General features: G+C 31.7%; 18 protein-coding genes. 15 read left to right on the top strand and 3 right to left on the bottom strand.

Going from position 1 to position 14,521, the window contains the following annotated elements; translation table 11 throughout:
* Positions 1–80: 80 nt before the first annotated feature.
* Positions 81–359, bottom strand: coding sequence for a winged helix-turn-helix transcriptional regulator (locus T367_RS0115865; protein ID WP_051568607.1), 279 nt, complete (start codon positions 357–359; stop codon positions 81–83).
* Positions 360–517: 158 nt separating this feature from the next.
* Between T367_RS0115865 and T367_RS0115860 the strand changes: the two genes are divergently transcribed.
* The 8 genes from T367_RS0115860 to T367_RS0115825 all read left to right on the top strand — a co-directional run bounded on the left by T367_RS0115860 (position 518) and on the right by T367_RS0115825 (position 6,962).
* Positions 518–1,030 carry a VOC family protein gene (locus tag T367_RS0115860; RefSeq protein WP_027420730.1) on the top strand — a complete coding sequence of 171 codons (513 nt, stop codon included), beginning with the start codon at positions 518–520 and terminating at the stop codon, positions 1,028–1,030.
* 244 nt (positions 1,031–1,274) lie between these two features.
* Entirely contained in the window at positions 1,275–1,841 is a 567-nt protein-coding gene (locus T367_RS0115855) for a Crp/Fnr family transcriptional regulator (protein ID WP_027420729.1), read from the top strand.
* A 62-nt stretch (positions 1,842–1,903) separates the two neighbouring features.
* On the top strand, positions 1,904–2,380 hold the full coding sequence (locus T367_RS0115850; protein ID WP_027420728.1) for a DoxX family protein: 477 nt from the start codon (positions 1,904–1,906) through the stop codon (positions 2,378–2,380).
* A gap of 378 nt (positions 2,381–2,758) precedes the next feature.
* Positions 2,759–3,694, top strand: coding sequence for a tetratricopeptide repeat protein (locus T367_RS0115845; RefSeq protein WP_169736078.1), 936 nt, complete (start codon positions 2,759–2,761; stop codon positions 3,692–3,694).
* 87 nt (positions 3,695–3,781) lie between these two features.
* The gene (locus tag T367_RS0115840) at positions 3,782–4,225 is read left to right on the top strand and encodes a zinc metalloprotease (RefSeq protein WP_027420726.1); all 444 of its coding nucleotides are present in this window, start codon (positions 3,782–3,784) and stop codon (positions 4,223–4,225) included.
* A 43-nt stretch (positions 4,226–4,268) separates the two neighbouring features.
* Complete coding sequence (locus T367_RS0115835) at positions 4,269–5,177, top strand: tetratricopeptide repeat protein (RefSeq protein WP_157454271.1); 909 nt, start codon at positions 4,269–4,271, stop codon at positions 5,175–5,177.
* 196 nt (positions 5,178–5,373) lie between these two features.
* Entirely contained in the window at positions 5,374–6,207 is an 834-nt protein-coding gene (locus T367_RS0115830) for a sigma-70 family RNA polymerase sigma factor (RefSeq protein WP_035845297.1), read from the top strand.
* A 242-nt stretch (positions 6,208–6,449) separates the two neighbouring features.
* A complete protein-coding gene (locus tag T367_RS0115825) occupies positions 6,450–6,962 on the top strand; it encodes a cupin domain-containing protein (RefSeq protein ID WP_027420723.1) in 513 nt (170 codons plus the stop codon).
* Between the two features lie 332 nt (positions 6,963–7,294).
* On the opposite strand, the gene T367_RS0115820 is transcribed toward T367_RS0115825, so the two are convergent.
* Positions 7,295–7,882 (bottom strand): T9SS type A sorting domain-containing protein, encoded by a 588-nt coding sequence (locus tag T367_RS0115820; protein ID WP_027420722.1) that lies wholly within the window; start codon positions 7,880–7,882, stop codon positions 7,295–7,297.
* A gap of 174 nt (positions 7,883–8,056) precedes the next feature.
* Between T367_RS0115820 and T367_RS0115815 the strand changes: the two genes are divergently transcribed.
* From T367_RS0115815 to T367_RS0115785, 7 genes are all read left to right on the top strand, one after another.
* Positions 8,057–8,944, top strand: coding sequence for a helix-turn-helix domain-containing protein (locus T367_RS0115815; protein ID WP_035845290.1), 888 nt, complete (start codon positions 8,057–8,059; stop codon positions 8,942–8,944).
* A 125-nt stretch (positions 8,945–9,069) separates the two neighbouring features.
* Positions 9,070–9,582 (top strand): VOC family protein, encoded by a 513-nt coding sequence (locus T367_RS0115810; protein WP_316930873.1) that lies wholly within the window; start codon positions 9,070–9,072, stop codon positions 9,580–9,582.
* A gap of 179 nt (positions 9,583–9,761) precedes the next feature.
* Positions 9,762–10,529, top strand: a complete 768-nt coding sequence (locus T367_RS0115805; protein WP_027420719.1) for a hypothetical protein — start codon at positions 9,762–9,764, stop codon at positions 10,527–10,529.
* Between the two features lie 176 nt (positions 10,530–10,705).
* On the top strand, positions 10,706–11,344 hold the full coding sequence (locus T367_RS0115800; protein WP_027420718.1) for a hypothetical protein: 639 nt from the start codon (positions 10,706–10,708) through the stop codon (positions 11,342–11,344).
* A gap of 47 nt (positions 11,345–11,391) precedes the next feature.
* Positions 11,392–11,784: a hypothetical protein gene (locus T367_RS0115795; protein WP_027420717.1), complete on the top strand. Its 393-nt coding sequence runs from the start codon at positions 11,392–11,394 to the stop codon at positions 11,782–11,784.
* A 557-nt stretch (positions 11,785–12,341) separates the two neighbouring features.
* On the top strand, positions 12,342–13,094 hold the full coding sequence (locus tag T367_RS0115790) for a hypothetical protein (RefSeq protein WP_027420716.1): 753 nt from the start codon (positions 12,342–12,344) through the stop codon (positions 13,092–13,094).
* 137 nt (positions 13,095–13,231) lie between these two features.
* Positions 13,232–13,951, top strand: a complete 720-nt coding sequence (locus tag T367_RS0115785) for a hypothetical protein (RefSeq protein WP_027420715.1) — start codon at positions 13,232–13,234, stop codon at positions 13,949–13,951.
* Positions 13,952–14,204: 253 nt separating this feature from the next.
* On the opposite strand, the gene T367_RS0115780 is transcribed toward T367_RS0115785, so the two are convergent.
* A partial coding sequence (locus T367_RS0115780; RefSeq protein WP_027420416.1) for a transposase occupies positions 14,205–14,521 on the bottom strand: 317 nt, incomplete at its 5' end.

Here is a 14,521-nt window from a genome sequence, read left to right as displayed (position 1 = left end):
CTTATCAGGTGTTTTTATCGGATGTAATTTTATGATTAAAGCTCAATACATCTGTTAATTAATTAGCACTCATTAAAACATCAACTATCTTGACAATCTGATACCCCCCATTGATCTAAACTTCTTAAAATACCTTCAAGTGATTGACCTCTTTTGGTTAAACTATATTCCACTTTTGGTGGAACGACAGGATAAACTTCTCGGGAGATAAGGCCGTCTTTTTCTAAATCTCGAACTGTCTGTGTGAACATCTTATTCGAAATACCAGGTACGTGCTTCTGTAAAATGCCCGAACGCAAACTACCATCCAATAAATGAAATAGCACAAGTGGTTTCCATTTTGTACCAATTAAATTCATGGTATAATTTAACGGGCAGTGATTTTCTTTTTGCAAAGTTTAAATTTTATTATATTGATAATCATTTTAATACTCGTTTTGGTAACTATAACCCTTTTGGGTAAGTTATTGCCAATAGGGTAAATATAGACTAATTTTGAAAATATAAAATATAATTTATGACAACGAAACAAAATTACCCGAAATCATTTTCACATATTGGTATTACCGTTCCAGATATTAAAACAGCTGTTCAATTCTATTCAGAAGTTATGGGTTGGTATGTCATTATGGAACCTTCTACGGTAGTGAAAGAAAAAGAAACGGCGATTGGTCAAATGTGTATTGATGTATTTGGTGATGATTGGACCGAATTTGAGATTGCACATTTAGCAACTTCAGATGGTATTGGTATCGAACTATTTTCTTTCCCGAATGGTATTAAAGCTGCTCCAGCGTTTAACCCTTTTAATACGGGCCTATTTCATTTCTGCGTGCAAGATCCAAATATAGAGGAACTCATTGAAAAAATATTGGCTTATGGTGGCAAACAGCGCATGCCAATCAGGGAATATTATCCGAATGATAAACCATTTAAAATGTGTTATGTTGAAGATCCTTTTGGAATTGTTTTTGAAATATATACGCACAGTTATGAGTTAACTTATTCGTCAGGTGCATACGCTAAATAGGCAGTGTATTAAACGTTTTAGATTTTGTTTTAGTAGGATGGATATCAATGATGATGGCATAGGAATCGTTTTGGATTAACTTGAAGTATTGCATCCAAAAACGGAGAAAATGGCTAGTTTTACCTAAATGTTTACAGCTATTAAATGAAGTATCTATTGCAAATTCAGAATAATCATATAAACGAAGTTTTGAAATAAATCGCGTTTTGAATTTGTCGATTAGAAAAGGTGAAAAATGAGATAAATGAACGAAGTCAGAGAATTTATTAATACGATTACTCCAATGGATGATGCCGATTGGGATTTTTTCTCTTCAAAACTGAAAGCAGTCAAACTAGCAAAAAACGTAACGCTCTTAAAAAAGGGAAAAACTGAAAATTATTTATCTTTTGTTTCTGAAGGAATTGTTCGATTTTATATTCCAGGTGAAGAGAATGATTTAACTTTTGGTTTTTTATTCGATAATGAGTTTGTTACAGCTTATGATTCGCTACTCACACAAACGCCGTCAACATACGAAATAGAAACATTAACACCAACGGTACTTTGGAGAATATCGAATAATGATTTACAAGCTGTATATGAAAATACCAGCGTTGGAAATATTATCGGTCGAAAAATGGCGGAAAAGATGTTCTTGGTCAAATCCAAAAGAGAGCTTTCCTTTCTGAGTAAAACTGCTGAAGAACGATATTTAGACTTGTTTGGTGACCGACCAAAATTGATAAAACAAATTCCTCTAAAATACATAGCCTCTTATATTGGAGTAACACCACAAGCTTTAAGTCGAATAAGAAGGCGTATTTCTTAACTTGGGTTCATTTTTATTATGGATGCTTTGCTGAACTTTGTCGTTCACAAATTCATAAAAAAATGAAACCACTAATTGTATTATTATTCGCTTTTATTAGCGCTATATTGCTTGTAAAGTTATTCAAACATAATTATGATTTTGCCATGTCTGCGCGGATTGCAATGGCAATAATGCTTGTCTTTACAGCTATCGGTCATTTTGCTTTCACCAAAGGAATGACAATGATGATTCCTGCATTTGTACCATTTAAAGAAGGTTTAGTTTTACTCACAGGAGGTTTTGAAATACTGCTCGCTACTGGCCTTTTGCTGCCACAATTTAAAGTTATTACTGGCTGGACTCTTATATTGTTCTTGATGCTGATGCTGCCAGCAAATATTTATGCTGCGTTGAGCAATGTGAATTACCAAAAAGGCACATTTGACGGCCATGGTCTAGCTTATTTATGGTTTAGAATTCCATTACAATTCCTGTTTATTATTTGGACTTATATCAGTGCTATTCAACGATTTGAACAAAAGGAAATGTACGTTTGATTGGTGCTGATGGTGTCAAATAATCTTCTTTAGCCGTCCTCTTTTGGTGGTAGTTTAAAAAATTATAGTGGTCATTATATTCTACAAGTAACGTTAACCTTTCCGCTGCCTCACGTCACTATCTCTATCTGGAATATCGTGTGGAATAATAACTGTTAATAAGTGCTATCTGATATCCAGACTTTCATCAGGTATTGCAAATCAGCTGCGATTAGACAATAAATATCCTTTATTAACCTCAAACCTAGTAACAAAATTAAATTGTAAAACTTATATTTGAGTAATAACTACCTAACTAGTTAGTAAAACAAACATTAATTCTTTCCAAATAGCATGATTTGCTTGGTATTAATTGATGTAACAATGAAATTAAAAATTATGAAACAATTACTGCTGATCATTTTTATCGGAATTTTTAAACTAGGATTTACGCAAACTGTGGATGAAATTTATGCGGAAGCGAATTCTGCGATTGAAGCAAAGGATTTTAAGTTGGCGTTAAAAAAGATTGATCAAGTAATCCAATTGGACGCAGAAAACATTGATTATTATGGATCAAAAGCTTATGTCTTGTTTGAATTAGAACGTTTTCAAGACGCTTATGACTTTTATAATGAAGCGATTTTAATTTTTCCTGAAGCTGCTAGTTTATATAATGACAGAGGTTGTTTGCTTTTATCATTTCAAGAATTTGAGCTCGCAGCTGAGGATTTTACAACCGCAATGGAATATGCGGAAAATGATTCAATTAAAAATTCAGCTATAACCAATAGGGCAACTACAAAAATGGCGACGCGTGAATTTATAGGTGCATATCAAGATTTGATGTTGGCTTACGCTTTTGATTCAACGAATATCGCAACACTTACAAATCTAGGAGCGATTATGGACGAAATTGGAAGAGGGGATGAGACTTTAAAGTATTTATTGAAAGCGGTGGAAGTTGACCCTGATTTTTATCCAGCATATGGAAATATCGGATTTAAATATCAAGAAATGGGGGAACATGAAAAAGCGATAGCGTATTATGACAAAGTCTTAGCCTTTAATCCTGACGAACCTTTAGGCTATAGTAATAGAAGCTACAACAAATTAAAACTTGGAGATACCAAAGGGGCAATAAAAGATATTGACAAATCAATTAAACTTTACCCTGAGAATTCTTATGCTTATCGGATTAGAGCATTAATCTATCTGGAAGTAGATAAACCTGATAAAGCTTGTGCGGATTTGCAAACTGCAATCAATTATGGTTTCACAGAAATGTATGGTGAGGAGGTTATTGGATTGCAAAGTCAATTTTGTAATAGATAATTTAAGGGAAGTTGTGGAGTTTATACTATTTCTTTCTTTATTCACTAGTTTCAAATATTTAAAAAAGAGCATTAAAAAAGACAGGTTTTGCGTGTCGATAATATTCCTGAGGATGCAGTTGCTATTTTAGGGGTTACGGAACATGATATTTACAATCCTAAATACAATTTTCTCTTTGGTACCTCAAACTCCACAAAGAATATGGGGCTTGTGTCGACCTTCAGATTGATCACTTATGGAGAAAGAACTAAGTTTAATATAAGAAAAGTAATTTCTAAGCAAATAGTGAATCTCTTTTCAATTCCAAATGTGAAGGATTATGAATGTTTAGTAAACTTCCATATTAATAAGAAAGAATTAGAAGAAGGCGAATTCAAACTTTCACCTGGTATTTTAGAAAAACTAAAATATGCTGTTGGTTTTGACTATACAAAACGATTCGAAGAACTTGCAAATTTCTGGGAGCATGAAAACAATCCTGAACTTGCAGATTATTATCTTAAATGCGTGTCATTATTGAAAAACAAATAAGATAATTACGACCATTAAAAGAAGCGTTGAGACCTATAAATAAATGAAAAAAACTGCTCGTGCAATAGCATTTATCCTGATCAATATTGGCCTTGTTTTTTTAGCGTTTAGGATATACTATGGCTCGACACTTCACCTGATTAAGATTACGGATACCCCAAATGGTATTGATACATTATTTTTAATTCCAATTCTACTAGTCGGACTTGTATTGCTGTTAATGAATAAAAAGTTTAGACGTTTTGGTATTGGCATTACAGCTTTGTCTTATTCCTGCCTTTTTTTCCTCATAATGTTTCTAAATAGAAGTTTAGCCACTGAAGGTGATTTTGAGAATTATAAATTGCGCAGAGCATATTGGATCGATAATGAATTCTATTTAAATATTGAATTTAATATGTGGGCCAATTCAACACCTGTTACGCAGGATAAATGCTTTGATGTGGACAGTGTCCAAGTTCGAATTAATAAAGGGTTATTTGGTATGCGGACTATGTCAAACGATGTTAAATTCATTGAGCAAACGAATTGTTTACCTTATTTAATTGACAGTACCGATTTAGTGGGAAGTCATTTTGAAATTGGAAATAAACTTGCCGTGAAGCGCTGTTTTACAAAAGCTATAGCTCATTATACAAGGTGTATAGAATTGGACGCTTTGGATGCTGAAATTTATTATGAAAGAAGTCTCATGTTTATGGTAATGGAGCAATACGATAAAGCCTTAAAAGATTTAATCACCTCCATTAACCTTAAATACAAAGTCATGGATCAAAAAGCGATTGCGCAAGTTGATAATGATGATTTGGTTCATTATACGAAAGAATTACTAGATAATATTCAAAAAGGGCAGGATAATGCAGCTGGAGAATATATTGATATTATCAGTGGAATCAACGACTTTGAAACCTATCAAATGCGGATTAATTTTTGTTTGGAAAAATTGAAATAAAAATCAAACAAATTATATGCGCGCCTTAAAGCTAATATTTCATTACTATAGAATTAAATTGACCTTCATCTAATATTAATTGGCGGATTAGTGTTCCGGATTAGGTGCGTCATATTTGTTATTCAATTAACCCATCTGTATTTTGTCACGTTTTTAGTTATTAAATTGTCATACAAAAAACATATAATTTTTAATAATGAAAAATTATCAAGACATCTTATTTCCTTATGCTTACAATATTCTCGGATCGGTTGAAGATGCCAAGGATACCATACAGGATGTTTTGATGAAATACCTTTCAGTAGATAAGAGAAATATTGAGAATGAAATAGGGTATTTAATTAAATCCGTCATCAACCAATCTATTAATGTAAAAAAGCGGAAGAATAAAATTAGCGTGAATAATGTCTGGCTACCTGAACCAATTTCAACCGAAAATCCAGACGATAATTTGAATAAAAATGAAATATTATCTTATTCATTACTCACCCTACTTGAAAAATTAACGGCTAAAGAACGTGCTGTTTTTATCCTGAAGGAAGCATTTGATTATGCACACCAAGAAATTGCAGATACCTTGACATTGACAATCGAAAATTCCAGAAAATTATTAAGTCGTGCAAAAACTAAATTGAACGATTATAACCTTACAAGTGAGTCGGTTGAGCAAAGCGCTACACGTATATTATTGAATCCATATATTGAAGTAATGAAGAGAGGGGATATGGACGCTTTAGAAAAACTATTGTCAAAAGATATTTTATTGACAGCTGATGGCGGTGAAAATATCAAAGTTGTAAAAGAGTTTTCAACGGGTATTAAGGAGACATCTCAATTATTATTATACGTTTTTAACGCATTTTTAATAGGGCTTGAAATGAAATTTGGTGTAATCAATCATCAACCTGCAATACTATTTTTTAAACAGGGTAAGTTGAGTAATTGCCAAGTTTTTGAATTTGAAAATGATAAAATAAAACGCATCTATTCCATTGTTGACCCACAAAAATTAAAATCATTTTACGCATAATTGTCACGTTTTGGCTTGTTGATTTGTCATGCTAAAGAATACAAAAAAGTAATAAATAAAATGTAAGCCTATGCGCAGTAGTGAAAGGAAACAGAATTTAAATCCTTTTTTGAAACAGTATCAGAAAACACGAACAAATGATTCGAAAAGAATTTATAAAATATACAGGACTGGGCGCAATCTTTTTAATGAGCCCCCAATTATTATTGAGTAAGCATAAACTTTCTATAACTAAAAGGAAAATGGAAAAAGAACCAAATTATTTTGAAGACATTTTGGAGGACAACGCACGTGTCATTCTTCCGGGGGAAGGCGAACATTTAAATTTAAATGGCATATCGGTAACCTTTAAAGTGACCAGTGAATTAACAAATAGTCAATTGGGAGTTTATGAGATCAGACTTCCACCCAAAACCATTGGTGCTAAATTGCATTATCATCGATTTATGGACGAAACATTTATTGTTCAAAAAGGTAACTTACTCATTGAAGTTGGGGATCGTCAACAGATAGCTGGGCCAGGTACAATTGCTTATGTGCCGAGGTTTACACCACATGGGTTCAGAAATGATTCTGATGAAACTGTTCAGTTATTATTGATTTTTAATCCTGCTGAAAAACGCGAAGGCTTTTTTAAAGGGTTACATGAAACGTTAAATGAAGTACCAATAGATCCAAAGAAATACTTGAAACTTTACAATAAATACGATAGTTTCCCTATCGACGCGAATAATATGTTACCTATTGAAGAATAGTTGGTGCTTAGTCCCTGAATGTACAAAAGAATTGTTTTTTTACTTAATAATAATCATTCGCAGCCACATGAAAGGATTGACTGCTTCGAATTTCATTTCGCGCGGTAGCGGGGTTAAGCCTCTTCTTATTTTTAAGTTAGGACTTGTTTTATCGCAAATGATAACCTCTTTATTGATAAGGTAAAATCTCGCAATAGTGTGCAAAAATAAGATTAACCCACCAAGTTATGGCGACAACCTACGATCAGCTTTTCTTTTAAACTAAAAAAGCTGAGAATCCTTTCGGAAATCCCAGCTTCTTATTATTCGCACTATCACTATAAATATGCTTCTTAAATGGATATAGTCTTTGATTGACTGAAGAAATCAGTAGAAACAATAATGTTATAATTACCCTTCTCAAGTTTTTCTAAATTGAATTTTTTATTTACAGTATTTGTTTTTTCTGTAAATTTAAAAACCAAGTCACCTAGTGAATTATAGATGTTTACATGTACATTTTCCTCATTCGAGAATGTTGCCTCAACGATTAAAATTTCATTTATTTTTTGAAAAGTAGGAGCGATATGCGATTCAACATTTTTAAAATGTACTTGATCCGCTGTTATTTCAGTGGTATGAATTTCGATGAAATTCTCTCCTTCAATTTTAATAGTATATAAACCAATCGCTAATGTTGATAGATCATATTCTACATCCTTTTCATATTTGTTTACTTTTTCACTAAAAACTGCTTCACCTTCAATGTTTGTTATCGTAAAGATTTGAATCTCGTTATTTAAATTCGATAAATTCAAAATAATTTTCTTTTCATTTTCAATTACATCAAAAGATTTAGAGCTGTCTGTATTTACAGTTATGGCAGTCAATTGGAATGTTGACATAAGAACAATTGCCGCGGTGTATATTAACTTTTTCATTGTATATAATATTTTGTTGTTTTTTTTAAAATTTACTTGTACAAATATCCGTCAGAAATAGAGAAATATTTACCACGACTTTGTTCAATAGTTGTGCTATATTAACATGGTGGGTTAATTTTGTATATATTTAAGTTAAAATTGAACATATCGTGAAGATTAAACGATTTTTTTATGGAAAATAAACAGCAAAATCAACTCATTCCGAGACTTAAAAAAGTAGAGCCCGATTTTGGCTCTTCAATACGATATTCAAGATTTACAGAAAGAAATCCTGATGCCAAAGCATTTTGGCATTATCATCCAGAAGTAGAGTTGGTTTATATTGAAAAAGGATATGGAAATCGATATGTAGGGAATCATATATCTAGTTTTGATGATGGTGATTTGATTCTAATGGGGCCCAATGTTCCTCATTTTGGATATGAATTTGGTTTGCAAGGTATCAATGAAGAGATTGTGGTACAATTTAAGGAAGAACTTTTTAAAAATGCCGCCCATCCTGTTCCTGAGTTTGAAGCTATCATAGATTTAATAACAAAGGCAAGGTCGGGTATTTCATTTTTTGGTGAGACAAAGAAAACTATAGGTGCAGAATTATTATTGATGGAAGATAAAAATCCATTGGAAAGATTATCAAAACTAATTGATGTTTTGAGTTTATTAGCGCAATCTGAAGAGTATCAAGTATTAAATGCAGACGGTGTCACATTGGTGATTCAAAATCAAAGTGATGATAGAATTAATAAGGTATATCAGTACGTGAAAGATAATTATGAATCAGAGATTACCCTTGTTGAAATAAGTAAGATTGCCATTATGACGGTTCCTTCATTCTGTCGCTATTTTAAAAAATATACAAAACAGACCTTTACTCAATTTGTCAATGAGTTTCGCATCCGTCAAGCCATTCGATTGATTGCGTCAGGAAATAAATCCATCTCAGAAATATCATTTGATGTTGGCTTCAATAATTTTTCTCACTTTAATAAACAATTTAAAAAAGTGACAGGAAAATCACCTTCCAAATACAAGAGTTCAATGTACCAAATTTTAAAATAGCGCCGGTAAGTCGTGCGAAATGATGTGCACTCTACTTTCGATTTTTTTTTCATGTCCATAAACTTCCGATTAGTTAATTTAAATAGTGAATACTATATTTGAGAAAACATCGTGAATTGATTGATATGAAGAATACTATACTAAAATTGTCCGTAGTTATTTTACTCGTTAGCTGTAAGGTGGAAACTGAAAAAAATATAGATGCAGTAGAAAAAATAGACCAAGTAGAGCAGGTTGTTGCTGAAATAGATAATACACCAAAAGTAACAGGTGTTGGCGGAATCTTTTTCTATACTGACAGTTTGGAAGAAACACAAAAATGGTACGCAGAAAATTTAGGCATTGAAACGAATGATTGGGGCTCTTCAAGTTTTGACAGTAGAGACATCAATAATCCCGAACAAATAAATTCTTTACAATGGAAACCTTTCGCAAAAGGGGACACGTATTTTTCTCCATCTAAAAAAGATTTTATGATTAATTACCAAGTTCAAAATATTGTAGGACTTGTTGAGAAATTGAAAAAAAATGGTGTTACCCTGCTTGATAGCCTTGAGACTTATGATTACGGAAAATTCATACATATTCTAGACAAAGAAGGAAACAAAATAGAATTGTGGGAACCAATTTCAGATTAACCTTAACAGATAAATCTACTTACTTATTCTCTAGGTTTAAACTGGGGAATACTATATTTGAACAAAACTAACCTAACTTGATTCTACTTATCGATTGACAAAACAGCATTTTTATTAGCCAACAGACTGATACTATTAGCGCAATTTTGATAAAAGTTTTAGCTTGAAGAACTAAAAAAATGAACGAAACGATTGACACAACAATTCCAACAGAAAAAATTTATAAGGACAGAGCTTTTTGGCTTGGAACATTTCTCGGCGGTCCCTTAGTTGCAGGATATTTGTTCGCTGAAAACTTTAAAGCACTTGGCCAGTCAGAAAAAGTGAAGCCAACTTGGATCATTACTATTCTTGTTACGGTGCTAATTATTGGTGGGATTTTCTTAATTCCTGATGATATCAATATTCCAAATCAAGTTATTCCAATTGTTTATACTGCAATTGCTTACGGTTTGTTTAATAAATATTTGAAAGACAAAGTTGATGAGCATATAAAACAAGGAGGATTAATCTATAATTGGGGAAGAGTAATTCTAGTTGCAATCATAGGTTTATTGATAACAATTGCGCCAGTTTTTGCAGTTGCATATACTTCAGATACAATTGAAGCGTCAAACATTTCAACTAAGACTTATGGTACGACAGCTAAACACGAAATCGATTTTGATAATTCGAATATCACGGATACGGAGATAGACGAAATTGCTGAAGGTTTTAGAGTTATCGGTTTTTTTGATTTGTCAGTTGCTAAGTATGTATATGCCGTTAAAAATGGATATACATACGAGATTTCCATATCTGTAATCGAAGGAATAGAAAACGATCCTGAAATGCTTCAAGCCTTTGTAGAATTAAGAAATCAATTGGACGACTATTTAACGAATAACAATGTTGAATTTAAGTTAGTGGTTGACTATTTAGATAATGTAGTGAAGGTGTTGAAATAAAAAATGCATGTGTTGTTGCAGAAATTAAAATGAGTCTTGGTATTCTTAAGTTTATAGTAAAAACCAAAACTTTGCAAAAAAGAAGAAATAAAAACAAATTTGTCTCGGTTTTGCCCAGATTGGTTTTTTAATTGTTGGTTAGTACCAATACTCATACATACGAAAATTGAAAAAATATGAAAAAAATTATTTACCTGATTATCGCAATAACAACTTTAAGTTGTACGAGTGAACAAACGAACTTACCAGAAGAATTTGATTTTGGAAAAACAGAAAATGGATTATATACGAATGATTTTTTCAATTTAGAAATCAAATTTAATCCTAATTGGGTTGTTCAAGATAAGCAGCAAATGAATAACTTAATTGAAAAAGGGGGCGATTTGGTGACAGGTGATGATCAAAACTTAAAAGCCATTGTAAAGGCAGCAAAGGTGAATACAGCGTATTTATTAACGATTTTTAAATATGAAGCTGGCTCAGTTGTTGGTTTTAATCCATCATTCATGGTCGTTGCAGAGAATACTAAAAGTTCTCCAGGTATCAAAAACGGAAAAGATTATTTATTTCATGTAAAGAAGCTACTAGAGCAAACCCAAATAGAATATATTTTTGACAAAGAAGTATACGAAAAAACAATTGGAACGTCAATATTTCATGTACTGGAGGCTAAAACCAACATTATGGACAAAACGATTGTTCAAGAATATATTACTACCATAACTAATGGTTTTAGTCTTGCATATATTATTTCTTATGTTGATGAGGATGAGAAAAATGAATTATATGAAATAATTGATCAAATTAAAATGTAAGGCTTCAAATTTGTGCTTTCATGGAGTTTTAACACAGTTTTTTTAAGATGAAAAATAAATATAAAATAGTCACTGTACTTGGTATGGTTTTGATTGGTTTATATTTTTACGATCCTTCATTTTTACGAACACTTAAATTTGACAAATTCGAAGTTGATTATAACTGGCGAATATTTAATAATTCTTATTGCAATAAAAAGACACATGGGCATTGTGCAACAAACGATTTTAATAAAATAAATGCTGAGATCAGCTTAGTAAAAAAACTAGTCGAGAATTACGATGGTCAATCTAATTACAAAATAAAAATTGAGGAAACAGTAAGGAATAATGGCTGGTTAAGTATCAGGTATTCCAAATTAACAGATGATGCTGAAGTAAATATCGATTCTTTAATAAAATATAAAGATGAAGTATTTGTAAACATGTGGATTAAATAGTAATGTTAAAAAATTACGCCCTCCGTAACCACGCGAAAGATTGACTTCGTCGAATTTCATTTCGCGCGGCAGCGGTGAGTATCGTGTTGTTTTATGACTTTTATTTGGGATTTATATATTTCTAAAATTCCTCTTTCTCAACCTTCCCTCAAATCCATTAAATATCCGTTCCCACTCGAAAAATTGACTTCGTCGAATTTCATTTCGCGCGGTAGCGTTGCAGAAAAAAATCTCATCCGTAACTACCTTGAAAAGGATTTCTAAAAAAAATCAGTTCAAAATCCTTAATTTGAATGAATCTTAATATTCAATTAACTTCTCGCTGCCTCACGTCTCGATCCCTATCGGGAGCATCGTGTGGTATTGTTAAGTTTATACTTAAAGCCAAGCTTTACCCGAAACAGGCTTCTCCCTGTTTCCAATAAGGGTTTTTCCTACTTGCTTTCAGGTGTTTTTCCTATTAATGATCAAAGGATTAGCTAAATTAAATTGGGAAGACTATATTTGAAAAAAACTAACCTAACTTGATTTATTTTTTTTGCTAAGAAGATCTAATTATGAAGATATTTACGTCATTGCTGTATATTCTTTTAATCGTAGTAGGTTGTTCTGATAGAAATTTTTCTACTCCAAAAAAGTATATAGAGATTTCGAATCTAAATGAAAGAATAAGAAATGTATTAAACGAAGATTGGATTCTCATAACTGAAGGTTTTTCAACATCAATCTATTTTTGTCCCACTTGTAATGATCCTGATTCAACAGCTACTAACTCTTATGATTCATTTATTTTTCCGCAGCAACAGCTCAAATTGAAAGGACCAGATTCAGTCACATTCCTTAGTGCTGTGAATCCTGCTAGTTTTCTCAGTGATGACGATAAAAAAGCTTCTTATAAGCCTGAAGGAATCTTAAAGATCACAATTGATTTTGAAGACGAATGGAGTGATCATAAATATCAGAAAATAAAAGAAATGAATGATACACTAATTGCCGCTTTAAAAAAGAAGGGATATACACCAGAAAGGCTTAGTTTTTTCTCTGATTTTAGAGCAAATATACCTGACTCAATAGAATGGAAAAAATATTTAAATGAGTATGATTTTTATTTTCAACGCTTACCCTATAAATCTACTTTAATTAATAAATCAATTTTACTGAATGGCGAATTGCCAAGCGATTGGAGCTATCCATTTTATGTGGATCAATCAGACTCCTTGTATTATTTAAATAATGAAAACAATATGTTTGCCGAATACGGCCGTGTATTGTTTTCAATTGCTTATGCATTGGGGATTGATGACTATTAATTGCTTGTCAACTACGTTTTAGGTCATAAAGTTCAATTCAATTTGAAAACTTATATTTGAGCAAAACTAACCTAACTTGAATGCTGCCTTTAACTATTTAAAAATGTTAACTATTTTGAATAGGATTAACTCAAACTATGAAATTGTCTAAAATTCAAATTGCTTATTTAGTTATTATAACGATATCAATTCATTTGATTAGTTGCAGTGAAAATACTGACCAAATAAGAGATCAAAATAATAAGGACGCGCAAATAAATGCGATTGATGCAACTGAAGCTAAAAGTGAATCTGAATTGGCGAATGATTTTTTGTTAGAATTAAAGGCAAATGATGTTGATACAATTCTCTATAGCAAAAGAACTTGTATCAATTGTTGTGATTTCTACAATATTTTCTGGATTAAAAATGGAGCAACTAAATGGAATAAATTCTATTTTGATTTTAACGATATGAAATCACATTCAGTTGAAAAAAAGATGAATGATACTTTAATATTTAATACTGTTTTTGAATATTATAGCGAGTTAAAGAATACAACAATTAAGGAAAACATACATAAACGCTCAGGTGGAACTTCAACTATTAGTGTGAGTGATCATTATTGTTTCACACAATTAAAAATATATTTCAATCAAGATAGTTTAATTACAAACAGTATGAAAGATCATTCATTTGATGAATATACAGGATTTGACCAATCTCCAAATGACAAAAGAGAAACAAATGATAATTATTTAGAAAACAAGCATTCGATTTGGAATGTATTACTCCATAATATTGAAAATGTATTAATTAACGCGGAAGGTATAAGTGACCGAGAAGTTGAAACCTTAAGAATAAAAAAGGGCTACTAATTCTATCGTGTTGTTTTATAACTTTTATTTGGGATTTATATATTTCTAAAATTCCTCTTTCTCAAACCTCCTTTAAAACCACTAAATATCCGTTCCTACGCGAAAGATTGACTTCGTCGAATTTCATTTCGCGCGGTAGCGTTGTAAAAAAATCTCATCCGTAACTACCTTGAAAAGGATTTCTAAAAAAAATCAGTTAAAAACCTTCAAAATTTATTTAACTTCTCGCTGCCGCACGTCCCGATTTCTATGGTTAAACCAAATTTAATTTAAACTTTTTTTGATAAATTCTATTTTGGTTAACGCAAGAGAAAATTCTAAGGATTAATTTGTTTCTTACCGCATTTAGCACACTCATTTTATTCTTTCCTTCAGCAACTTTACGAAGGTAATAATGCTTTAAATCCCCTTCACATTGAATCGCTGACATTGCTGCCATATGTAGTATTGTTTTAATCGATTTATTAGCCATCGGGGATACTCTTGATCTTTTGTTTACACTGGTTCCTGAAGAGTAGTCAAACGGAACTACTCCGCTATAACAAGCATATTTTTTAGCCTCTTTTATGT

Source organism: Crocinitomix catalasitica ATCC 23190 (assembly GCF_000621625.1).
In the GTDB taxonomy this organism is placed as follows: Bacteria; Bacteroidota; Bacteroidia; order Flavobacteriales_D; family Crocinitomicaceae; genus Crocinitomix; species Crocinitomix catalasitica.
Note: the sequence above shows the minus strand (reverse complement) of the source record. Positions and strands in the feature narration are given on the sequence as shown.